This is a genomic window from Amycolatopsis plumensis (assembly GCF_042652605.1).
In the GTDB taxonomy this organism is placed as follows: domain Bacteria; phylum Actinomycetota; class Actinomycetes; order Mycobacteriales; family Pseudonocardiaceae; genus Amycolatopsis; species Amycolatopsis plumensis.
In genome coordinates, this window is sequence record NZ_JBHSJY010000001.1 from 1,526,188 (window position 1) to 1,548,811 (window position 22,624).

Annotated in this window: 19 protein-coding genes and 1 pseudogene; 7 read left to right on the plus strand and 13 right to left on the minus strand. The window is 72.5% G+C overall.

Features of this window, described 5'->3' with window-relative positions:
* The first annotated feature begins 112 nt into the window (after positions 1-112).
* Positions 113-3,742, plus strand: a complete 3,630-nt coding sequence (locus ACFPLC_RS06870; protein ID WP_378203121.1) for a BTAD domain-containing putative transcriptional regulator — start codon at positions 113-115, stop codon at positions 3,740-3,742.
* Here ACFPLC_RS06870 and ACFPLC_RS06875 read toward each other — a convergent pair.
* From ACFPLC_RS06875 to ACFPLC_RS06895, 5 genes and pseudogenes are all read right to left on the minus strand, one after another.
* Positions 3,701-5,077, minus strand: a pseudogene (locus ACFPLC_RS06875) (GH1 family beta-glucosidase). The gene ACFPLC_RS06870 and the pseudogene ACFPLC_RS06875 overlap by 42 nt on opposite strands.
* On the minus strand, positions 5,074-5,898 hold the full coding sequence (locus ACFPLC_RS06880) for a carbohydrate ABC transporter permease (RefSeq protein ID WP_378203118.1): 825 nt from the start codon (positions 5,896-5,898) through the stop codon (positions 5,074-5,076). Before ACFPLC_RS06880 ends, ACFPLC_RS06875 begins: the two are co-directional and overlap by 4 nt.
* Entirely contained in the window at positions 5,895-6,791 is an 897-nt protein-coding gene (locus ACFPLC_RS06885; protein ID WP_378203115.1) for a carbohydrate ABC transporter permease, read from the minus strand. The genes ACFPLC_RS06880 and ACFPLC_RS06885 overlap by 4 nt, the downstream gene beginning before the upstream one ends.
* Positions 6,792-6,795: 4 nt before the next feature.
* Complete coding sequence (locus ACFPLC_RS06890) at positions 6,796-8,052, minus strand: ABC transporter substrate-binding protein (RefSeq protein ID WP_378203113.1); 1,257 nt, start codon at positions 8,050-8,052, stop codon at positions 6,796-6,798.
* A gap of 9 nt (positions 8,053-8,061) precedes the next feature.
* The gene (locus ACFPLC_RS06895; protein WP_191316081.1) at positions 8,062-8,640 is read right to left on the minus strand and encodes a helix-turn-helix transcriptional regulator; all 579 of its coding nucleotides are present in this window, start codon (positions 8,638-8,640) and stop codon (positions 8,062-8,064) included.
* Between the two features lie 153 nt (positions 8,641-8,793).
* Here ACFPLC_RS06895 and ACFPLC_RS06900 point away from each other — a divergent pair, with 153 nt between their 5' ends.
* From ACFPLC_RS06900 to ACFPLC_RS06910, 3 genes are read left to right on the plus strand one after another with little or no spacing between them, the layout of a single operon-like run.
* A complete protein-coding gene (locus ACFPLC_RS06900; protein WP_378203110.1) occupies positions 8,794-9,972 on the plus strand; it encodes a glycoside hydrolase family 3 N-terminal domain-containing protein in 1,179 nt (392 codons plus the stop codon).
* A gap of 54 nt (positions 9,973-10,026) precedes the next feature.
* Positions 10,027-10,896, plus strand: coding sequence for an oxidoreductase (locus tag ACFPLC_RS06905; RefSeq protein WP_191316082.1), 870 nt, complete (start codon positions 10,027-10,029; stop codon positions 10,894-10,896).
* Positions 10,897-10,939: 43 nt separating this feature from the next.
* Positions 10,940-11,347, plus strand: a complete 408-nt coding sequence (locus ACFPLC_RS06910) for a hypothetical protein (protein WP_378203106.1) — start codon at positions 10,940-10,942, stop codon at positions 11,345-11,347.
* Here the strand turns inward: ACFPLC_RS06910 and ACFPLC_RS06915 are convergent.
* Positions 11,325-12,632, minus strand: coding sequence for an MFS transporter (locus ACFPLC_RS06915; protein WP_446681652.1), 1,308 nt, complete (start codon positions 12,630-12,632; stop codon positions 11,325-11,327). The genes ACFPLC_RS06910 and ACFPLC_RS06915 overlap by 23 nt on opposite strands.
* A 119-nt stretch (positions 12,633-12,751) precedes the next feature.
* Here ACFPLC_RS06915 and ACFPLC_RS06920 point away from each other — a divergent pair, with 119 nt between their 5' ends.
* Complete coding sequence (locus tag ACFPLC_RS06920) at positions 12,752-13,699, plus strand: Lrp/AsnC family transcriptional regulator (protein WP_378203100.1); 948 nt, start codon at positions 12,752-12,754, stop codon at positions 13,697-13,699.
* 30 nt (positions 13,700-13,729) lie between these two features.
* On the opposite strand, the gene ACFPLC_RS06925 is transcribed toward ACFPLC_RS06920, so the two are convergent.
* A complete protein-coding gene (locus tag ACFPLC_RS06925; protein ID WP_378203096.1) occupies positions 13,730-13,948 on the minus strand; it encodes a zf-HC2 domain-containing protein in 219 nt (72 codons plus the stop codon).
* Positions 13,949-14,261: 313 nt separating this feature from the next.
* Here ACFPLC_RS06925 and ACFPLC_RS06930 point away from each other — a divergent pair, with 313 nt between their 5' ends.
* Complete coding sequence (locus ACFPLC_RS06930; RefSeq protein ID WP_191316086.1) at positions 14,262-14,510, plus strand: hypothetical protein; 249 nt, start codon at positions 14,262-14,264, stop codon at positions 14,508-14,510.
* A gap of 291 nt (positions 14,511-14,801) precedes the next feature.
* Positions 14,802-15,881, plus strand: a complete 1,080-nt coding sequence (locus tag ACFPLC_RS06935; RefSeq protein ID WP_378203092.1) for a glycoside hydrolase family 19 protein — start codon at positions 14,802-14,804, stop codon at positions 15,879-15,881.
* A gap of 38 nt (positions 15,882-15,919) precedes the next feature.
* On the opposite strand, the gene ACFPLC_RS06940 is transcribed toward ACFPLC_RS06935, so the two are convergent.
* The 6 genes from ACFPLC_RS06940 to ACFPLC_RS06965 form a co-directional block, all read right to left on the minus strand.
* Complete coding sequence (locus ACFPLC_RS06940; protein ID WP_378203089.1) at positions 15,920-16,666, minus strand: thioesterase II family protein; 747 nt, start codon at positions 16,664-16,666, stop codon at positions 15,920-15,922.
* Between the two features lie 67 nt (positions 16,667-16,733).
* Complete coding sequence (locus ACFPLC_RS06945; RefSeq protein WP_378203086.1) at positions 16,734-17,567, minus strand: dioxygenase family protein; 834 nt, start codon at positions 17,565-17,567, stop codon at positions 16,734-16,736.
* A gap of 77 nt (positions 17,568-17,644) precedes the next feature.
* Positions 17,645-18,493: an AraC family transcriptional regulator gene (locus ACFPLC_RS06950; protein WP_378203184.1), complete on the minus strand. Its 849-nt coding sequence runs from the start codon at positions 18,491-18,493 to the stop codon at positions 17,645-17,647.
* 193 nt (positions 18,494-18,686) lie between these two features.
* Positions 18,687-19,838 carry a thioester domain-containing protein gene (locus ACFPLC_RS06955; protein ID WP_378203083.1) on the minus strand — a complete coding sequence of 384 codons (1,152 nt, stop codon included), beginning with the start codon at positions 19,836-19,838 and terminating at the stop codon, positions 18,687-18,689.
* Between the two features lie 195 nt (positions 19,839-20,033).
* Entirely contained in the window at positions 20,034-20,858 is an 825-nt protein-coding gene (locus ACFPLC_RS06960; protein ID WP_378203080.1) for a serine hydrolase, read from the minus strand.
* 201 nt (positions 20,859-21,059) lie between these two features.
* Positions 21,060-22,592 carry a cellulase family glycosylhydrolase gene (locus tag ACFPLC_RS06965; protein WP_378203077.1) on the minus strand — a complete coding sequence of 511 codons (1,533 nt, stop codon included), beginning with the start codon at positions 22,590-22,592 and terminating at the stop codon, positions 21,060-21,062.
* Positions 22,593-22,624 lie beyond the last annotated feature (32 nt).

A 22,624-nucleotide genomic window follows, 5' to 3' on the forward strand; every position in this document is an offset into this window, starting at 1 on the left:
GCGGGAGGGTGCGCGCGCAACCTGGGGAGGGGTTGCCACGTCGGTAAGGTCAGCTGAGATGTCCCTGGGGGATGGGGTCTGGGGCGCAAGTCCCAGAGGGGACGGCAACGACATGCCAGGGGATGCGGATCCCGGCCTGCGGGTCGGCGTGCTCGGCCCGCTGCGGGCCTGGCGCGGGGCGGCCGAAATCGGCCTCGGCCCCGCCCGTCAGCGCGCCATCTTCGCGGTGCTCGCGGTCAACGCCGGCCGTCCCGTTCCGCGGGCCGAACTGATCGCCGGCGTGTGGGGCGATTCCGCGCCCGCGAGCGTCGAAGGCAGCGTCCACACCTACGTCTCCGGGCTGCGCCGGGCCCTCGAACCGGACCGGTCGCGCTGGTCGGCGGCCAGCGTGCTCGTCTCCGATCCCGCCGGGTACTCCCTGCTCCTCGGCGAGGACGCACTCGACGCCGCCCTGTTCGAACGGCACCGCGAACGTGCGCAGCAGCACCTCGCGCAGGGTGATCCCCGGGCGGCGGTCGCCGAGTTGGACGACGCTCTCGCGCTCTGGCAGGGGGAGGCCCTCTCCGGGGTGCCCGGCGGGTTCGCCGAGCGGCACCGCGAATACCTCGCCGAACTCCGGCTGAACACGCTCGAACGGCGTGCCGAAGCCGTGCTCGCCCTCGGCGGCCACCTCGACCTCGCGCCGGAGCTGGCGGTCCTCGCCGGCGAACACCCGCTGCGGGAGTCGCTGCGGGAGTCGCTGATGCTCGCCCTCTACCGCAGCGGGCGGCCCGCCGACGCCCTCGACGTCTTCCGCGACGCCCGCGCCACGCTCGTCGCGGAACTCGGCGTCGAACCCGGGCCGGCCCTGCAACGGCTCCAGCGGCAGATCCTCGCCCAGGACCCGGCCCTCGACGCGCCCGCGACGCCGGTCGTCGTCACCGGGCACCGGCTGTTCGGCCGCGAAACCGAACTGGCCAGGCTGGCCGCGCTCGTCGCCGACGTCCGGGCCGGGCGCGGGCGGGCCGTCTGGATCGAAGGGGACGCCGGGATCGGCAAGTCCGAGCTGCTCACCACCGCACTCCCGGACGGGCCCGGCTTCCAGCGGCTCTGGGCGGCCGCCGACGAGCTGAGCACCCGGTTCCCCCTGCAGGTCGTGCTGGAGTGCCTGGCAATCGACGCGCACTCGCCCGACCCGCGGCGCGCGCGGGTGGCGAAGGAACTCGCCGGCGAGGGCCCGGCGCGGCGCAGCTGGGGGCCGGCCGATCCGGTGCTCGGCGCCGTCGACCGGCTGCTCGCGCTGGTCGACGAGCTCTGCGCGCAGTCGCCGCAGGTGCTGGTGCTCGACGACCTGCAGTGGGCCGACGAAGCTTCCGTGCTCGTCTGGCACCGGCTCTGCGCGGCGACCCGGCAGCTGCCGCTGCTGCTGGTGGCCGCCACCCGGCCGGCGCCCGACCGCGCCGAACTCGCCCAGCTGCGCCGGGGCGTCCAGGCGCGGGACGGGGTCGTCCTCGACCTCGGGCCGCTGACCGGCGAAGACGTCGGCAGGATGATCGAGGACCAGCTCGGGGCGCCACCCGGGCCGGGCCTGCGCGAGCTGGCCGCCCGTGGTGCCGGGAACCCGTTGTACGTCAAGGAAATGGTCGACGTCCTGCGGCGGGCCGGTGCGGTGGCGGTGAGCGACGGCCAGGCCGACGTCGACGACCCGGCGGAGTTCGAGGCACCGCGGTCGCTGGTGGCCGCGGTCGACCGGCGGCTGGACTTCCTCACGGCGCGGACGCAGGAAGTGCTGCGCTGGGGAGCGTTGCTGGGCATGGAGTTCGCCGTCGGCGACGTCGCCGCGGTGCTCGGCACCCGGCCGTCGGACCTGCTGGCACCGCTCGAAGAGGCCGTCGCGGCGAACGTGCTCATCGACACCGGGACGCAGCTGGCGTTCCGGCACCCGTTGCTGCGCCAGGCACTGTACGACCGGCTGCTGGCCGGGACGCGGGCGGCGCTGCACCGGCAGGCCGCCGAGGCGCTCGCCGGGATCGGCGCGCCGGTGAAGCGCGTCGCCGAACAGCTGGTGGCCGCACCGGCCACAGTGGACGAATGGGTGCTGGACTGGCTCGCCGCGCACCACGCCGTCGTGTCGACCCGGGCCCCGCTGATCGCCGTCGAGCTGCTGGAACGCGCGCTGGCCGCGTGCGGCGGGAGCGACCCGCGCCGGGAGACGCTGCTGGTCGCGCTGGTCAAGGTGCTCTTCCGGCTGGAACGCGCCCCGGAAACCCTGGCGCGGCAGGCACTCGACGTCGCCACCGAGCCGGACGCCGTCGAGGAGATGCGGCACGTGCTCGCGGCACTGCGGCACCGCCGTGGCGACACCGAAGGGGCCGTCGCGACGCTCGCCGCGTGGGTCGACGACCCGGCCGTGCCGGAGCTCTGGCGGGTCAAGCACCGCCAGCTGCTGGCGAACTTCCGGCGCGGCAGTCTGTCCGATTTGGACGCGGCGGAGAAGACGGCGCACGAGACCAAGGCGCTCGCCGGGGGTGACCGCTACCTGACCGCGCACGCGCTGCAGTCGTTGTGGCTGGTGGATTCGGTGCGCCGCGAGCACGACCGGGCACTCGCCCACATCGACGCGGCGATCGATGCCGTCGGCGACGAGCACGAGCTAGCCGACCTCCACCTCGACCTGCTCGACAACCGCGTGTTCACGCTGCAGAACCTCGACCGGCTGGCCGAGGCGGGCGACGCCCTGCGCGCGGCGGGTGAAGTCGCGGCGCGGCACGCGCTGCCGGTCGGGCTGCAGGTGTCCGCCGCGGTGCACCGGTACTGGGAAGGCCGCTGGGACGAGGCACTGGTCGAGCTGGACACGGTCATCGAGGACGGCCCGGCCATCACGTTCTACGGCCTGCGCGAGCCCGGTCCGGCGGCGCTGCTGCTGCACGGCGTCGCGGCGCTGATCGCGGGCCGCCGCGACGACCGGGCCCAGGCGGCGGCCCACCTCGACGCGGCGGAGGAGTACGCCCCGGCGACCGGCGCCGAGCGCGAAAGCTTCGACTTCCTGCTGGTCGCCGACGCGCTGGCGGCCGAGCAGCGCGGCGACCGGGTCCGCGCGCTGACCGTCCTCGAGCCGATCCTGAACCCGACGTACGCGGCGATGATGCTGCGGCACCAGTGGCTGCCGGCGTTCGTGCGGCTGGCGATGGAGCAGGACGACGTCGGCCGCGCGCGCCGGGCGCTGGCGGTGTGCGAGGAGGAAGCGGCGAAGGAACGACGTCCGGCGCGGGCGCACGCGGCGGTGTCGTGGTGCCGCGGCCTGATCGAGGAGGACCCGGCCCCGGTGCTGGCCACGGCCGAGCACTTCCGCGCGGTCGGCCGTCGCCCGGAACTGGCGTCGGCACTGGAAGACGCGGCCGTGCTGCTGGCCCGCGCGGGGCGGCTGGACGCGGCGCACGCGGCCTTCGAGGAGGCCGCCGAGCTGTACACGGCCCTGGCGGCCCGCTGGGACCTGCGGCGCGCGGAGACCCGGCTGCGCCGCCTCGGCGTCCGCCGGGGCGCGCTGTTCTCCCCGATCCGGCCGGGCCACGGCTGGGAGTCGCTGACGCCGATCGAGGTCCGCATCGCCGGCCTGGTCGCCGACGGCCGGTCCAACCCGGAGATCGCGGCCGAGCTGTCGCTGCCGCGGCGCACGGTCCAGGCGCACGTGGCCCGCCTGCTGGGCAAGCTGGAGACGCCGTCACGCTCCGGTGTCGCCGACGCCGTCCGCCGGCGCACCTAGCGCGTTGGCCCTGGCGACCCGGCCCAGGTAGCGTCCCGATTCCTTGACCGTCCGCCGCTGCGTCTCGAAGTCGACGTGCACCAAGCCGAACCGTTGCGTGTAGCCCATCGCCCACTCGAAGTTGTCCAGCAGCGACCAGGCGAAGTACCCGCGGACGTCGACGCCGGCCCGGAGGGCGTCGTGGACCGCCCGCAGGTGCTCCATGAAGTAGTTCACCCGCGCGGCGTCGTACACCCGGCCGTCCACCACCGTGTCCGCAAAGGACGCTCCGTTCTCGGCCACCACCAGCGGCAGCCCACCGGACCGGGCGGAAATCCACTCCAGCAGCGAAGTGAGCGTCGATGGTGACTGCTCCCAGCCGAACGCGGTCAACGGCGGCCGGGCCGGCAGCACGTCCATCCCCCGCAGCGTCGGCAGCGCGCAGTTGCTCGGCGCCTGCGGGTCCTCGAGCGGTGTGACGCGGGCCGGTGCGTAGTAGTTCACGCCCAGCCAGTCGATCGGCGCCGCGATGGTGTCCGTGTCGCCGTCGCGGACGCATTCCGGGAACCGGCCCGCGGCCGCCACCACGTCTTCGGGGTAGCCGCGGCCGAGCACCGGGTCGAGGAAGAACCGGTTGTGGATGCCGTCGAACTTCCGGGCCGCTTCGAGGTGGGCCGGGGTGTCGCCGTCCGGGATCGCCGGCGCGAAGTTCAGCGCCAGGGAGATCTCGTGGTCCGGCCCGGTGAGCGCCGGGGCCGCCAGCCCGTGGGCCAGCAGGAGGTGGTGGGCCGCGACCAGCGCCGTGTCGTGGTCCTGGACACCCGGCGCGTGCACCCCGCTGCCGTAGCCGAGGAACGCCGCGCAGAACGGCTCGTTGATCGTCGTCCACTGGCGCACGCGGTCGCCGAGCGCCGCGTGCACCACCGCCGCGTAGTCGGCGAACCGCGACGCCGTGTCACGCGCGGGCCAGCCGCCCGCGTCTTCGAGCGCCTACGGGAGGTCCCAGTGGTAGAGCGTCAGCACCGGCACGACGTCACGGCCGAGGAGTTCGTCGACCAGCCGGTCGTAGAAGGCGAGCCCGGCCGCGGACGTCGTCACGCCGTCCGGCATCACGCGCGGCCAGGCGACCGAGAACCGGTAGGCGTTGAGGCCCAGATCGGCCAGCAGCCCGATGTCCTCGGGGTAGCGGTGGTAGTGGTCGCAGGCGACGGCGCCGGTCGCGCCGCCGAGCACCTTGCCTTCGGTGGCCGCGAACGTGTCCCAGACGGACGGTCCGCGGCCGCCTTCGGTGACGCCGCCTTCGACCTGGTAGGACGCGGTCGCCGCGCCCCACAGGAAGCCCGTCGGGAAGGTCATACCGGTGCCCCTTTCAGGATGCCCCGCACGAGATGGCGGCCCAGCAGCAGGAACAACGCGATGACGGGCACGACGGCGACGGTCGCACCGGTGAGCATCAGCGCGTAGTCGGTGTAGTAGCCGCTGGCCAGCTGCGACAGCGCGACCTGCACGGTGGGTGTCTCGGTGGGGTCGAGGACGACCAGCGGCCAGAAGTAGTCGTTCCACGTGGCCATGAACGTCAGCATCGCCAGCACCGCGGCCGGCGCGCGCAGGGCGGGCACGGCCACGTGCCAGTAGGTGCGCAGGATCGAGCAGCCGTCGACGGTCGCGGCGTCGACGAGGTCCGGGCTGATGGCGTTTTCGCACGCCTGCCGCATCCAGAACACGCTGAAGGCGCTGACCAGCGCGGGCACGATCACCGCTTCGAGCCGCCCGTACCAGCCGAGGTCGCCGACGACGAGGTAGAGCGGGATGACACCGAGCTGCGCCGGCACCATCGCCGAGCCGACGACCAGCAGGAACAACGTGTTGCGGCCGCGGAACTCCAGCCGCGCGAAGGCGAACCCGGCGAGGCTCGCCAGCACGACGTTGGACACCATGACGGTGCCCGCGACGATCAGCGAGTTCCCGATGGCCAGCCAGAAGTCGACGGTGTCGAAGACCCGCCGCACGTTGCCGGCCAGGTTCCCGCCGGGCAGCAGCAGCGGCGACGTCTCCCCGATCGCCGCGTTGTCGCGCGTGGCCACGACGAACGACCAGTACAGCGGGAACACCGACGCGCCGAGCACCCCGGTCAGCACGGCGTACACCCAGCCGCCCGGCCGCCGCCGCGCCGTCACGCCGACCTCACGAACCGGCGCACCAGCCGGTGGTTGACCAGCGCGAACAGCGCGCAGATCACGAACATCACCCAGGTCACCGCGGCCGCGTAACCGGCGTCGAGGTGCGTGAAGCCTTTCTCGTACAAGTACATGACGAGCGTCTGGAACTGGCGGTCGTTGCCGCCGGTGCCGGCCGAGCCGCCGGCGTCGAACAACTGCGGCTCGGCGAACAGCTGCAGGCCGTTGACCGTGCCGGCGATCGCGGTGAAGGCCAGCGCGGGCCGGATGCCGGGCACGGTGATCGACCAGAACGTCCGCCACCGCGAGGCCCCGTCGAGCTCGGCGGCCTCGTACAGGTCACCGGGGACGGCCTGCATGGCGGCCAGGTAGATCAGGGCGTTGTAGCCGGTCCAGCGCCAGAGCACCATGCTCGCCACGGCCAAGTGCGAGGTCCAGGTGCTCGCCCGCCAGTTGACCGGCGCGACGCCGAACCAGCCGAGGACCTCGTTGACGACGCCGTAGTCGCGGCTGAACAGCTGCCCGAAGACCAGCCCGACGGCGACGACGGACACGACGTTCGGCAGCAGCACCCCGGTGCGCCACCAGGTCGCGGCCCGCAGCGGCCGGTCGAGCAGGGCCGCGATGCCCAGGGCCAGCAGGAATTCCGGCACGGCGGCGAGCAGGAAGATGGAGACCGTGTTGGCCAGCGCGTTGTAGAAGTGCGGATCGGTGAGCAGGTCGCCGTAGTTGGCGAGGCCGAAGCGGCCCTGGTCGCCTTCGAGGAGATTCCAGTCGTGCAGCGAAACCCAGGCCGTGTACAGCAGCGGGAAAGCGCCGAAGACGACGAACAGGACGAAGAAGGGCGCGACGAACAGCAGCGGCGTGACCTTGCGGTCGAGGCGGTGCTGCACGCGGCTACTTCAGGGCGGCTTGGGCCTGCTGGACGGCTTTCGTCCAGGCCTGCTCGACGGTGTCGGTCCGTTCCTCGATCCGCCCGAGGGCCCGGCCGAACTCGGGCCGGACGTCGGCGTCGCGCAGGCCGCGGTAGTTCGGGCGCAGCTGGTCGGCCGAGGCGGCGAAGATCCGTCCGGTCGGCGCGTCACCGAAGTACGGGTCGGTGTGCGCGACGACCTCCGGATCCCCGTACACGGCGGGCTCGCTGGGCAGGATGCCGTCGGAGAGGAAGAGCTTCTTCTGCTGCTCCGGGGCGGTCAGCCAGCGGGCGAGCTCGTACGCCTCCTTCTGGTGCGCGCCCTGCTTCGGCACGGTGAGGAACGACCCGCCCTGGTTGCCGCTGCGGCCGGGGACGGTGGTGACGTCCCACTTGCCGCGGTTGGCGTCACCGCCGGCTTCCTTGATCTGGCTGAGCATCCACGCCGGACAGGCGACGGTGGCGAAGGAGCCCTGCTTGATCGCCACGTTCCACGCCTGGGTGAAGGTGGTCGCCGCCGCGGTCTGCCCCTTCGCGGCGAGGCCGCCGGAGAGGAAGAAAGCGGTGCGCACGCTCGGGTTGCGGTCGGCGATGAAGGAGTCGTCGCGCTGGGAGAAGTAGTTCTCCGGCGACTGGTTGAGCATCGCCGTGTAGACGGTGCCGGCGGAGTCGGCGAACTTGACGTTCGGCGTCTTGCTCGTGAACCGTTCGGCGGTGGCCGCGTAGGCGTCCCAGTCGGGCATCAGCTTCGCGACCTCGTCGCGGTCGGCCGGCAGGCCCGCGGCCTGGAACAGGTCGCGCCGGTAGCAGAGGGCGAGGCTGCCCATGTCCGTGCCGAGGCCCAGCACGAAGGCGCCGTCGGTGCCCTGCGCCCACTTCCACGGCACCCACTGCTTTTCGAGCTCGCGGGCGCCGTAGCCGGCCAGGTCGGCGAACTTGTCCTTCGCCTTCCGGTACTGCGGCATGTACTGCTCTTCGATCGCGACGACGTCGGCGGCGCCGTGGCCGGTGGCGAGCTGCGTCGCGAGGCCCTTGTGGTGGGTGTCGAAGTCGGTGACGCGGTTCTGCACCGTGATGTCCGGGTGCAGCTTCTCGTACTCGGCGATCAGGGGCGCGTAACCGAACTCGCCGAAGGTCGCGATGGTGAGCTTGGTCTTGCCGTCGGCGTCACCCGGGGTGCAGGCGGCGAGCGGGATCAACGCGGCGACCACAAGGGCGGTCCGGCGGACGATCGTTCGCAACAGGCTTCCTCAGATCACACCGGCCCGCACGGCGTAGGCGACCGCGTGCGGCCGGTTGCGCAGGTTGAGCCGGTTGGTCATGGCGTAGATGACGTTCTTCACGGTCCGCTCCGAGTAGCAGAGCTTGCCCGCGATCTCGGCAGTGTCCCAGCCTTCGGCCATCAGGCGAAGCACATCCACCTCGCGCGGCGTGAGCGCCGTCCCGGAAGTTTCGCCGGCGAGGGCCTCGACCTGCTCGCGCAGCGAGGAGGAGCGGCCCCGCGCCGCGGCGAGCACGTTCGCGGTGAGCCGGTCCAGCCCGGTCCGCGGCAGCACGGCCGAGACGTGACAGTCGGCGAGCAGGCCGACGTGCGCGGGATCGACGTGCCCGGCGACCAGCACGATCGCGGCCGGCGACTCGGCGGCCGCGGCCCGCAGCGCGGCCACGGCCTCCCGGTCGACCTCCCCGACGGCGAACACCAGCACCGCCGCCTCACCCCGGCGGGCCCGCGGCAGGACCAGCAGCTCGGGGCGGGACTTGAGGTGGTTGATCAGCCCGGTCAGGGCGATCGGGTCCGACGCCCACGCCGCCACTCGCACCTGGTCCATCGAACCCTCCTCCGCCCACGACGAATCCTGACTGCGGCCAGTCTGCTGAGGGCGCCTTCACGAATTCTCTAGCGGCGGCCGGACCCTTCTTCACGCCGTGAAGTTCGGGGGTCGACTACGGTCGGGGGCGTACACGAACGAGTGAAGGGACCGATGAACCGCCGATTTCTCGCCGCCTTCGGGGTGGTGTTCGCCGTCGTAGCCGGGTGTTCGCTGGTCGCGGGCCTGCAACCGCGGACCGTGACCGGGCTGGCGGTCCCCCGGACCTCCGATCGGCCGGTTCCCGTTCCGGTGACTCCCCCGCCCGCCGCTCCGGCGCCGACGTCCCGGCTCGCGCGGCCGGGCGACTGCGCTTCCCTGGCGGCCGGGCTCGACGTCCGCGCGCAGGTCGCGCAGCTGGTCGTCGTGGGCGTCTCCGGCGACAACCCGGCGGCCACGGTGTCCCTGGTGCGCGACCACCAGGTGGGCGGGATCTTCGTCGGGGGCAACGCGACGGCGTTGTTGAAGGACGACTCGCTGGCCGCCGTCCAGGCCGTGGCCAAGGTGCCGGTGGCGGTGTCGGTCGACGAAGAGGGCGGCCGCGTCCAGCGCATCGACGACCTCGACGGCGACCTGCCCTCGGCCCGGACGATGGCCGCGACGAAGTCGCCGGACGAGGTCCGCGCGCTGGCCGCCGAGCGGGGCCGCCAGCTGCGCGCCCGCGGGGTGACCGTGGACTTCGCCCCGGACACCGACGTCACCGGCGCCCCGGACGACGACGTGATCGGCGATCGGTCGTTCAGCCCGGACCCGGCCCGGGTGAAGACGTACGCGAAAGCGTTTGCGGCGGGACTGCGCGACGCCGGGGTCCAGCCGGTGCTGAAGCACTTCCCCGGCCACGGCCACGGCTCGGGCGACTCCCACAAGGGCACCGTCGTGACGCCGCCGCTCGGCGAGCTGCGCGCGGTCGACCTGGTGCCGTACCAGGGCATCGCCGACTACGGCCCGGTCGCGGTCATGGTCGGCCACCTCGACGTCCCCGGCCTGACCGACGGCGTCCCGGCGTCCCTCTCGCCGGCAGCCTACCGGCTGCTGCGCGGCGAGTTCGCGTTCGGCGGGCCGGTGCTGACCGACGACCTCGGCGCGATGAAGGCGATCACCGCCCAGTACCCGCTGCCGGAAGCGGTGCTGAAGGCGCTGCAGGCCGGCGCGGACCAGGCGCTGTGGTCGTCCGGGGGCCGCGTCGACGAGGTGCTGGACCGGCTGGTCGAGGCCGTGCGGAGCGGGGAGCTGCCCCAGGCACGGGTGCAGGAGTCGGTCGCGCGGGTGCTGGGCGGCAAGGGGCTCTGCTGATTTCCGCGGCCGGACCTAGACTTTCCCGTGACGGCACCCGGAGCGAGGAGCGGCATGGCGGATCTCGGCGGCACCTTCACCCTCGGCGGCGAACTTCCCGTCACGCGCATGGGTTACGGCGCCATGCAGCTGGCCGGGCCCGGTGTCTGGGGGCCGCCGAAGGACCACGACACGGCCGTCGCGGTGCTGCGGGAAGCCGTCGAACGCGGGGTCACCCACCTCGACACCAGTGATTACTACGGGCCGCACACCGTGAACGCGCTGATCAAGGAAGCCCTGCACCCGTACCCCGAATCACTCGTCATCGTGACGAAGGTCGGGGCGCGGCGGAGCGCGGACAAGGGCTGGCCGCCCGCGCTGTCGGCCGCGGACCTCACCGAGGCCGTGCACGACAACCTGCGCAACCTCGGCGTCGACGCGCTCGACGTGGTCAACCTGCGGCTCAGCAACGCCGCCGGCGACTACCCCGTGCCGATGTCGCTGGCCGAGCCGTTCGGCGTGCTCGCCGAGCTGCGGGAGCAGGGGCTGATCCGGCACCTCGGGGTCAGCCACGTCAGCGCCGAGCAGCTCGACGAAGCGAGGGCGATCGCGCCCGTCGTCTGCGTGCAGAACCAGTACAACCTGGCCCACCGCGAGAACGATCCCCTCGTCGACAAGTGCGCCGCCGAGGGGATCGCCTTCGTGCCCTACTTCCCGCTGGGCGGGTTCAGCCCGCTGCAGTCGGGCCTGCTCGACGACTGCGCCGCCCGGGTCGGGGCCACGCCGATGCAGGTCGCGCTCGCCTGGCTGCTGCAGCGGTCGCCGTCGATGCTGCTGATCCCCGGGACGTCGTCGCCCGGACACCTGCGCGAAAACCTGGCCGCCGCCGATCTCGAACTGCCCGCGGACGTTCTCGCCGATCTGGACCGGATCGGCACCGCCTGATCGCTACGCTGAGCGTCCGGACAGGCACGAGAACGGAGCAACCGTGGCGGAGTGGGGCGATCTGGTCGCGTACGTCAGGCAGTCGTACCGGGTGGTGCGCGACGAGCCCGACGAGCTGCGCATCCGCCTGGTGTTCGGCGACGACCCCGACACCGAGCAGCGGGCCCAGATCGTCGTGATCGCCCGCGAGATCCTCGACCAGCGCGAGGACTGGGTGCAGATCGCCACGCCGTTCGCCCGGCACGAGGAGGTCGACCTCCTCGAGGTGCTCACCGAGGTCGGTGACGCGATCGTGGTGGGCGGCCTGGCGGTGATGGGCGAGCACGTCGTCCTCCGCCATTCGCTGCCGCTGATCAACCTCGACATCAACGAGTTCACCGATCCGCTCGAGCTGGTCGCCGGCGCGGCCGAGCTGCTGGAGCAGCAGTTCACCGGCCGCGACGACTACTGAGCGGAACCACCGCCACGGCGGCGGCCACGGCAAGCGCGGCCGCCAGGCCGAGTGCCGCGGTCGCCGTGCCGGTGCCGAGGTAGAGGCCGCCGAGGAGGGCGACGCCGAGGGTGCCGCCGAGCTGCTGGACCGCGTTGAGCAGCCCGGCCGCCGAGCCCGTCTCGTGCGGCCGGACCCGCTCCAGCGCCGCGGTGAAGAACGGGACCGTGAACGTCCCCATTCCGAGCCCGCACAGGGCCAGCGCCCACGGGTACGCGCCCGGGCCGAGGCCGAGCGCGGCGAGGATGCCGGCCGTCAGCAGCGCCAGCCCGCCGAACATGACGCGGGAGCCGAACTTCGGCACCAGCCGGGCACCGGCGAAGGACGACGACACCGCGAGCCCGGCCGAGAGCGGCAGCAGCGTCAGGCCGGCGGTGCGGACGTCGGCGCCCAGCCCGAGCTGGAGCTGCATCGGCACGACCTGCATCAGGCCCGTCATCACCGCGAAGAACAGCAGCGAGCCGGCGAGCGCCGCCGGGAACCCGCGGTGGGTGAACAGGCTCGGCTCGACCAGCGGCGCGGCCGCGCGGCGCTGCTGGAAGCCGAACACGGCCACCAGCGCGGCGCCGGCCGCGAGCAGGGCCGGGTTCGGCCCCGCGGGGTCGATCAGGGGGTGGACCAGCAGCCCGGCGCCGGCGGCGACGAGCAGCGTGCCGGTGACGTCGAGCCGGGGCCGGGTGGCCGCGCGGTCCTCCCGCAGCAGCCGCGCGGCGAAGAGCACCGCCAGCCCGAGCGGGACGTTCACCAGGAACACCGCCCGCCACGACACGGCCTGCGTGAGCAGCCCGCCGAGCAGCGGCCCGGTGACCGCGGACAGGCCCATCACCGGCCCGATGCTGCCCAGCGCCTTCGCGAGTTCGCCGCCGTCGAACAGGGCGCGGATGAGGCCGATGGTCTGCGGGACGATCAGCGCGGCCGCCGCGCCCTGCACCGCGCGGGCCCCGATCAGCAGGGCCGCGTCCGGCGCCATCGCGCAGGCCAGCGACGCGAGCACGAAGCCCGCCACGCCGAGCTTGAACACCCTGGCCCGGCCGAAGACGTCGCCGAGACGGCCACCGGTGACCAGGAAGGCGGCGAACGGCAGCGTGTAGGCCGCGCTGAACCACGGGACGTCGGCGGCCGGGCCGGGCAGGCCCGCGTGGATGGCCGGGCCGGCGACCTGCACGATGGTGGCGTCGAGCAGGTTCATCGCCTCGGCGGCGAGCAGCACGGCCAGTGCGGCCCACCGCCGTCGGGAGTGCGTCATGGTCGGCACGGGGTGCCTCCTTTCGTTCGGCGCCCACCCTGGCGACTCGCCCGCCGCTCGTTCCAGCTATCGACGTTCTTTGGCGGATTTCTTCCGTTCGCTGCGCTTTAATGAGGGATATGACCACCCTGGACGCCGTGGACCGCGCGTTGATCCATGCGCTCCACATCGACGGCCGGGCACCCTTCACCAAGATCGGCGACGTCCTCGGCGTCTCGACGCAGACGGTGGCGCGGCGCTACCGCCGCCTCCGGAGCGAGGCGTCACTGCGCGTGGTCGGCCTGCCGGATCCGCAGCGGGCCGGGCAGGCGGAGTGGATGGTCCGCCTCACCGCGACGCCGCACACCGCGCAGGACCTCGCCCAGGCGCTCGCGCGCCGCGCCGACACGGCGTGGATCAAGCTGATGTCCGGCGGCACGGAGATCTGCGTCAACGTGCACACGCCGGCCGCGAGCGACCACGCGCTGCTGCTGCGGGACATCCCGCGCACGGCGAGCATCACGGCGGTCTCGGCGCACCAGCTGCTGCACCGCTACTTCGGCGGGCCGACGGCGTGGCTCGGCCGGGCGAACGCCCTCGACGCCGCGCAGATCGCCGCCCTGACCCCGGTGCGCACCGGCCCGGGCAAGCCGCTGACCGGCGACGACGACGCCCTGATGGCCGCACTGCAGCGCGACGGCCGCGCGGGCCTGGCCGAACTGGCGACGGCCACCGGCTGGTCGGCCGCGACGGTCGCGCGCCGCCTGGCCGACCTGCAGGCGGGCGGCACCGTGTTCTTCGACCTGGAGATCGACCCGGAACCACTGGGCGCGACGACGCAGGCGCTGCTCTGGATGGCGGTGGCCCCGGCCCGGCTGGACCGGGTGGCGCGGACGCTGGCGACCCACCCGGAACTCGCGCTCGTCGCCGCGACGACGGGCCCCGCGAACCTGGTCGCGCAGGCGCTGTGCCCGGACGCGGCCGCGCTGCACCACTACCTGACGCACCGGCTCGGGGCACTGGACGCCATCCGGACGCTGGAGACGGCGCCCGTGCTGCGGACCGTCAAGGCCGCCGCGTCTCGCTGAAGGACGCCGAGCGGTCCGGGTCCGCCGAGGTCAGGGCAGGACGGCAGGGGGTTGCCGGGGCGCTGGTCTGTCCTCGGTGGACTTAGCCTGGACCAGGTGGTCGAGCAGGCCACGGACGGCTTCGAACCCCCGGACCTCCTCGCGGCAGTCCGGGCACGCCGCGAGGTGCCGCTCGACCCGCGCCGCCTCGGCGGCCTCGAGCAACCCCAGGCTGTACGCCCCGAGGTCGGTCCGGTCGTACCGGCCCATGGATCGCGTCTCCGTTCCGCGTCCCGCGAGGAACGCCCGCACTGTCCGACCCCTCCAGGGTCCTGAGCCGGACGCGCCCCCGGCGGAGTTCCGCGGATTTCTACCCGAACGGCCGACAACTTCGGAAGGCGAACAGCCCATGTGAGTGACGGCAATAGTCACGTACCTCACCCGTCCGAACACGGAACGCTTTTGTGCCATCAAGTTCACCGATTCGGCGTCATGGCTCCCGGACTCGCTCGTCGGACTGGCGTCGGACCGGGATTTCCCGGCTTCGACCTGGGCAAGAAGGCGATCCGAAACGAGGAGAGCGATGACCGTACGGAGCCACCGGGCGGACGACGTCGTGGACGAGGTCGGGGTGTGGCTGGCCGGGGAGTTCGCGGGGCGTCTCCCCGCATCGGAGATCGACCGCGTCGTCCGGACGACGCGGCTCGACCTCGAGGGGAGCATCGCGCCGGAGGAGCTCGGGGAGATGCTCCACCGGCTGGGCCGGGCCAGGCTGCAGCGCATCCTGCACGCCGCCCCGGCCGCGCAGGTGAGGATTCCGCAAGCGCGGTGACGTGCCGGGCGGGCCACGCGGCTTTCGGTGCCGCGTCGCCCGCCCGCGGCACGGCCGCCCCTTCGCCGCCCGCCGGTCCCCTGTGAACGCACCGGGAGGCGCCGGCGGTTCATCGGAAGGGAACGTTCGCGCACACCCTCTGCCCGCGACGCCGGGCATTCTTGACTGGACTAGACCAATCTGCTCTAGTGACCGGTGTCCCCCCTCGTCTCGGCCGGATGAGCACACCCACCTGCGACGCCGGGCGCCTGCGCGCCCGCGTTCCGTCGTGGCCGAAGGAGTGAGCGAGTCTTGAGAAGACGTCTTGTCGCGATCCTGTCCGCTGTCGCCGCCGTTGCCGGGCTCGTCTTCGGCGCGCCCGCCGTCACCGGGCACGCTTCGCAGGCGGCCGCCGCCGCGTGCAGTGCGCCGAACTGGGTCGCCGGGCAGTGGTACGACGTCGGCGCCGTCGTGCGGTACACCAACGGCGGCTACTACCGCGCCAAGAACGCCAACCCGGGCTACGACCCGGTCATCAGCACCTGGTACTGGGAGCCCTACAGCTGTGACGGCGGCGGCGGGACCACCTGCAGCTACCCGAACTGGGTGGCGGGCCAGTGGTACGACGTCGGCGCGATCGTCCGCTACACCAACGGCGGCTACTACCGCGCCAAGAACGCCAACCCGGGCTACGACCCCGTGATCAGCACCTGGTACTGGGAGCCCTACACCTGCGGCGGCGGCACGGACCCCGGCAACCCGGGCAACCCCGGCGCGTTCGTGGTCAGCGAAGCGCAGTTCAACCAGATCTTCCCCGGCCGCAACTCCTTCTACACCTACAGCGGCCTGACCGCGGCCCTGTCGGCCTACCCCGGCTTCGCGAACACCGGCAGCGACACGGTCAAGAAGCAGGAAGCCGCGGCCTTCCTGGCCAACGTCAACCACGAAACCGGCGGCCTGGTCTACATCGTCGAGCAGAACACCGCCAACTACCCGCACTACTGCGACGGGAACCAGCCCTACGGCTGCCCCGCCGGCCAGTCCGCCTACTACGGCCGCGGCCCGATCCAGCTCAGCTGGAACTTCAACTACAAGGCCGCCGGTGACGCGCTCGGCATCGACCTGCTCGGCAACCCCTGGCAGGTCGAGCAGAACGCGGCGGTCGCCTGGAAGACCGGGCTCTGGTACTGGAACACCCAGAGCGGCCCCGGCACCATGACCCCGCACAACGCGATGGTCAACGGCCGCGGGTTCGGCGAAACCATCCGCAGCATCAACGGCTCGATCGAATGCAACGGCGGCAACCCCGCCCAGGTCGAGAGCCGCGTCTCGAAGTACCGCCAGATCACGTCGATCCTGGGTGTCGACCCGGGCGCCAACCTGTACTGCTGAACCGGCGGGGCGGGCGGGGGTGCGCCCGCCCGCCCCGCTCAGCCGGCGAGCCGTCCGGCGATCAGCCGGACGATCGCCGGAACGTGGTCGTTCAGGTAGAAGTGGCCGCCCGGGTACGTCTTCAGCTCGAAGTCACCGGACGTCCGTTCCGCCCACAACCGCGCCTCGGCCGCGCCGACCTTGGGGTCCCGGTCGCCGATCAGCGCCACGACCGGGCAGCCGACGTCCGGGCCCGGGCGGTAGTGGTACAGCTCGGCGGCCTTGTAGTCGCTGCGCAGCGCGGGCAGCACGAGGGTGCGGATGTCTTCGTCGTCCAGCACCGCCGCGTCGGTGCCGCCGAGCCGCTTGACCTCGGCCAGCAGCTCCTCGTCGCCCTTGTCGTGGACCCGCTCGCCGTGGTCCGCCGTCGGCCCGCGGCGGCCGGAGACGAACAGGGTGAGCAGTTTCGTGCCCCGGGCTTCGAGCCGCCGCGCGACCTCGAAGGCCAGGCTGGCGCCCATGCTGTGGCCGAAGAACGCCACCGGCCCGGTGGTCTCCGGGGCGAGCACGTCCGCCAGCCGGTCGGCGAGCACGAACAGGTCGTCCACCGGGGCTTCGGCGTACCGGTCCTGCCGGCCCGGGTACTGCACGGCCAGCACCTCCACGGCGGGCGCCAGCGCCGCCGACACGGGGTGGTAGTAGCTCGCCGCTCCCCCGGCGTGCGGGAAGCACACGAGCCGGGCCGAGGCCGACGGCGCCGGGTGGAAGCGCCGGACCCACGCCGCGGCGTCGAGGGAAATCGTCATGGGCCCAATCTGGCAGGCCACCCGGACGGCGTCGACCCCTGAAGTGCGCGGCCCGGTCAGCGGGGTGTCACTCCGCCCGCCACAGCGCCGGGACGGCCGGGGGTTCCCAGCCCGGCTGCGCGGTGTGGGCCTGCAGGCAGACGTACCCGCGGCCGCCGTAGGTGACCCGGATCCCCGCCGTGTACGCGGTCCCCACCGTCCAGGAAGTGCCCCCGGGTGGCGTGGAGGAGGTCGGCGTGGAGGAGGTCGACGTCGGCCGCGTCGACGTCGGCGTCTGGGCGACGTCGAGCACGAAGTCGAAGGCGGCCTCCTTCGCGGACCCGTTGTCGCGCACGGTCATCAGCAGCCGCGCGTCGAAGATCGTGTCGGTGTTGTTGCGAGGCTCGCCGGGGAAGTAGAGCTGCGTGGTCAGCACCGGACGGCCGGGTGCCTGCACCTTCACGTGGATGTGCCGGGTCCGGCCGGGGTAGAGGCCCGGCACGATCGTGGACAGCGTGAACGCGCCCTGGGCGTCGGTGTACTGGTGCCCGCGGAAGGTGTAGCCGGTGTTGTCGTAGGCGCCGTTGACGTCCGCCTGCCAGAAGTCCAGCAGCGCGCGGCCGATCGGCAGGCAGGCCCGTCCGAAGACGTACCCGGTCACGGTCAGCCGGGTGCCCGGGGTGCCGGGCGTGACGAGGTTGGTCCGTTCCGGTGAGTTCGGCTTGAAGTACGGGCCCTCGGTCTGCTCGATCGTCGGATCGTCGTCGTCGTGGCACGCCGGGGTCAGCGCCGGTGCCGTGCCGCCGACGGCGTTCGCGCGGGCCAGCGCCGGGCCACCGATCAGCGCGACCGGCGCCGCGACACCCGCGGCCAGCGCGGCCTTGAGCACCGTCTTGCGGCTGAGCTTGGTTTCATCGTCCATGGCTGCTCCTCGTGGGGGCTCGGGGATCCCCTCGAACGTAGGCAGCGCACCGGGCGGGCGGCGATGGACTGGACCGGTCAGTCGTGGTGCTTCTCCCCGCCGCGCCGGAAGGCGCCGGGACTCATCCCGGTCTCGCGGCGGAAGAACCGGCAGAAGTAGGCGGGGTCGGCGAACCCGACCCGGCTCGCGACCTGCCGGACGGTGAGGTTCGTCCGGAGCAGGAACCGTTGCGCCTCCCGGGTCCTTGCCTCGCGCAGCAGCTGCGCGGCGGTGCGGCCGGTCGCGGCCTTGACCGCCTCGGTGAGGTGCCCGGAGGTGACGCCGAGGCGTTCGGCGTGCGCTCGCACCGACCACAGCCCCGGCTCGGCGCGGCCGGCGAGCCGGACGAACTCCGCCGCCACCGCGCCGGCGGGGGCGGGCGGCGGGGTGCCGGCGGGGGCGGGCGGCGGGGTGCCCAGCCGTCCCGCCCGCACGATCAGGACGTGCACCAGCGCGCGCAGCACCGACTCCGTGCCGGCACCGCCACGGCGGTACTCGTCCTCCAGATCGGCGATCAGCCGCGCGACCCGCGCGTCGGCGTGGTCGTCCAGGTGCAGCCACGGCCGTTCGCTCAGCCGCCGCAGGAGCTCGCGATCGGCCGGGTGGTCGAGGAGGAAGTCGTCGGTGAACAGCACGACGTGCCCGGTGAGGCCGCGGACGCCGGCCCACTGGTGCACCTGCCCGGGCGCGATCACGCCGAAGTGCGGCGGCCGCAGCGGCCAGCGGGCGGTGTCGACGACGTGCGCGCCGGTGCCGCCGGTGACGTGCACGAGCTCGTGGAAGGTGTGCCGGTGCGGGAAGTCCGCGCGCGACAGCGGCCCGAGCGCGTCGAACGTGCCGACGGCGAACGGGGGTGCGTGCGGAGCGGGGACCTCCAGCCGGTGCATCGGCAGCTCGCCCGGCCGCGGGGTCCGGCAGGGCGTCCCTGACGGAACGGTCGTACCGCGCATGGCCGAGAAGTCTAGACCAATTTATCGGCGATTCGCCGGTTTTGCCCCGATGATCGCAATCCGATCGTCGGGTACCGGACAGCAGAACGGGGCCGGTCCACAGTGGACCGGCCCCGTTCGGAGCTACTGCTTACGCGCGGCTGCGGCGCCGGTTCACCAGCAGCATCAGCGCGCCGCCGCCGAGCAGCAGGCCGCCGATGCCGAACGGAACCGCGGCGTCGACACCGGTGTTGGCCAGCTCGCCGCCACCGGAGGGAGCGCCGCCGGGCGTGCTCGGCGCCGTGGTCGGGGTGGGGGTCGCAGGCGTCTCGGACCAGCTCGCGGTCGCCTTCGCGGCCACCTCGGTCTTCTCCGAGTCGGCGACGATCAGCGACTGCGCCGGGTGCCTCGCGTAGTTCTCCGCGACGAACAGGCGGCCGGTGTCCACCTCGCCGGTGGCCTTGAGCGAGAACGAGCCGCTGCCCGGCTTGGTGCCGGCCGGGACGTCGAGGAACAGCTTGCTGCCGTCCTTGATGTCGGCGGCCTTCTGCTCCTTGCCGTCGGCGTCGGTGAGCTTGACGCCGTCGGGCAGCTCGGTGGCCAGCGACGTGATGGCACCGTTCGTGGCGACCTGGAACGGGCCGATCTTGGTGCCGGCCTTGCCCTCGGTCTTCGGGCCCGCGATGTCGAGAGCCGGCTTCGGCTGCGCGCCGATGCCGGTGTTCTGGTCGCCGATCAGGTAGCTGTAGAGCGCGGCGACGTCGGCGTTGGTCTCGGCCGGGTTGTCCTCGGCGAGCGGCTTCTGCAGGTTGAGGTTCACGCCGTCGCTGAAGTGCCACACCGCGGCCTGCGTCCCGGTGATCGCCTCGGCCTCGGTGAGGCCGTCGTGGACCTTGACCCCCTGCTTGGCGAGCTCCGCCGCCACCGCGTCGAGGTCGAGGGCCGGGTAGCCGTGGTGCAGCACCCAGTTGAGCTTGGCGCTGTTCTTGACGAACGGTGAGCCGGCGTCCGGGTACTTGTTCCAGGCCGTCTCGACCATGTCGACGTCGTCGCGGGCGTGGGTGCTGAACTCCACGCAGTAGAGCTTGAGCGACTTGCCGTCCGACAGCTTGAAGCCGAACAGCTTGGCGTAGGGGTCACCCTGGTCGGTGTTCACCCGGTAGACGCGCTTGGACGTGGCTTCGTCGATCCGGCCGCGCGCGGCGCCGTCGTCCGCGAGGGCTGCCGGGGCGCTGACCATGACCGCGGCGGCCGCGGCGAGCACCGCGATCCCGCCACGCGCGAAAGCTGACCTGACCTGCATAACTCTCCTATCCGAGCCCGAACCACGCCGTTAGGGGCCGCGTGGGATCACGATCCCCGACCACGTCGGCCACTGATTCGGGTGAGTGATCACCCGGTCAAGCGAATGGCAGCATACACAGACCTCACAGTGGGCTACACGCGTGCCCCCATAAGCACGAATCTGCGCGAAAATCCCCTGAAAGAGGCCCAGATCTCAGGCGCGGAAATACCCGCCGAACAGGATTTCGGCGATCTTCGTGGTGGTCTCCTTGCCGACCTCGTCGCCGCCGGAGATCACCCGGGTGTCGTTCATCAGGGCGAGGGTGTACCGCTCGTCCGGGCCCGCGAAACCGACGGAGTTCATGATCCAGGAGCCGTCGTCGTTGTCGTCTGACCAGCCGTTCTTGTTCCCGGGCCGGGCGGCCGACCCGGCGCCCCAGACGCCCCACTGCTGGTTGGCGTCCACGGTGCGCAGTTCCCCGACGACGTAGTCGCGGTGCCGGGCGGGCAGGCGGGTCAGGACGTATTCGATCAACCGGTCCAGGTCGTCGGCCGTGGTGCGGATCCAGCCCCAGTGGTGCGGGTGGTGATCACTGAACCGCATGTCGGTCATTCCGTATGCCGGAAAACGGCGACCGAATTCCGCTTCGCCTCCATAACGGGTCCACAACGTGTGGGCGGCCCCGTCATCACTCGAATGGAGCATCCGGTGCAGCAGATCGCGATCTTGGGCGGTCAATGTGATCGCACCGGCGTCCTCGCGCAGCAGCAGGTCGACGGCCATGGCCAGCTTCGGAGTGGAGCAGGCCCAGATCAGCGTGCCGGCGGCCGGGCTGCGGTGGACGGCGCCGGTCCACCGGTCCCGCAGGACGATCCCGGTCACCCCCGGCCGGCTGTCGGCGTAGGCCTGCGCCCGCGCGATCCGCGCCCGCAGCTCCGGGCCGAACGGGTCACCGCCTCGGGGCGCGCCCCCACCGGCGGCCGGCGACGGCGCCAACGCGAAGGCCGCCAGCAGCGCGGTGAGCAGGAACTTGCCCATGGAGTCTCCCGGTGCAGGCGAGCGGACGGGTCCGCCCAAGAGACTCGCACGGACGAGCGGGGGCCGCGAGCGCCGCACCCGGTCCCTGTCTCAGCACACCGCCGGTCCGAACGCAGTGAATGACTCATTCCTGGCGTTCGACGCCAGGAATGAGTCATTCACTGCACCGGGACCCGCCACGAGGCAGGCCCGTGGCGCGCCTCAGGGGTGGACGGTGAGCAAGTGGGCCCGGAAGCCCTCGCCGTAGGTCTTGGTCGGCGTGCCGCTGTAGTCCTCGATCAGCACGTTGCCGCCGCTGCAGCCCCACGGGTTCCACGTCCAGGCCGTGTAGCCGAGGTTGTGCGCGTCGAGCCAGGCCATCACCTGGTCGATGTAGTCGTGGGCGCAGCTGTTCTGCCCGATCTCGCCCGCCTGCACCGGGACCTGGGCCGCGACCGTCCCGATCTGACTGTCCCAGCAGGACACCGTGACGCAGGCGTTGAAGTTGTACGAGTGCCAGGACGCCACCAGGTTGCCCGCCGGGTCCACCGGCTTGTAGGCCAGCCACTGCGTGAGGTCGTTGGTCCACGTCAGGCCGCCGGTCATCACCACGTTCTCGGCCCCGGTCGCCCGGACCGCGTCGACCAGCTCCTGCATCCCCGCGACCGCGTAGCCGATTCCGGTGCAGGTGCCGCCGTCGCGCAGGCATCGCCACGCCGCGGCCGCGTCGGACCAGTTGGCGGCCGCGTCCGGGTAGGGCTCGTTGAACAAGTCGAACACCACGGCGTTGTCGCCCTTGAACGCGGTCGCGACCTGGCTCCAGAACGTCGGCGTGTACTGCCGGTCGGGCATCGGCTTCTGGCAGGTGGCGTTGACGTCGGTGCACGCCGACGAGGTCCCGGTGTACTGGCCGTGCGTCCAGTGCAGGTCGAGGATCGGGTTGATCCCGTTGGTCACCAGCAGGTTCGCGTAGTCCTTGACCGCCTGCTGGTACGGGGCGCCGCTGGGCGAGCCGGACAGGCCGAGCCAGCAGTCCTCGTTCAGCGGGATCCGCACCGCGTGGATGTTCCACGCCTTCATCGCGTCGACCGAAGCCTGGTCGACCGGGCCGCTGTCCCACATCCCCTTGCCCTGCACGCAGGCGAACTCGCCGCTGGACCGGTTGACGCCGAGCAGCCGGTAGGTCTTCCCGTCGGCGGTGAGCAGCTTGTTGCCCGAGACGTGCAACGCCGGTGCCGGGCCCGGCGGGGGTGGCGTGGTGGTGGTCGTGGTCGGTGTCGTGGTCGTCGGCTTGGTGATGGGGGTGGTCGCCGTGGTCGGCGGGGTTCCGGTGCACGCGGCACCGTTGACCGCGAAGTCGGTGGGCGTGGTGTTGGTGCCGCTGTAGGAGAAGTTCGCGCCGGTGCTGACCGAGCCGCCGGCCGGGATGGTGCCGTTCCAGCTCGCGTTGGTCACGGTGACCTGCTTGCCGGACTGCGTCCACGTGCCCATCCAGCCCTGCTGGAGGGTCTGGTTCCCGGCGTAGGAGTAGGTCAGCGTCCAGCCGTCGGCCGCCGCGGAGCCGACGTTGGCGATCCCGACCGTGGCGCTGAAACCGCTTCCCCAGTCGTTGGCCGAGTAGGTGACGCGGCAGGCGAACGCGGCGCTCGTTTCACGCGCGGACGACACCACCGTCGTCGACGTGACGACTCCGGCGGCGACCGCGAGACCCGCCACGGCCAGCGCGGCAGGACGTTTTCCGGCTCTTCCCCACATCGGCACTCCCTTGTGCACATTCACGGCGAACC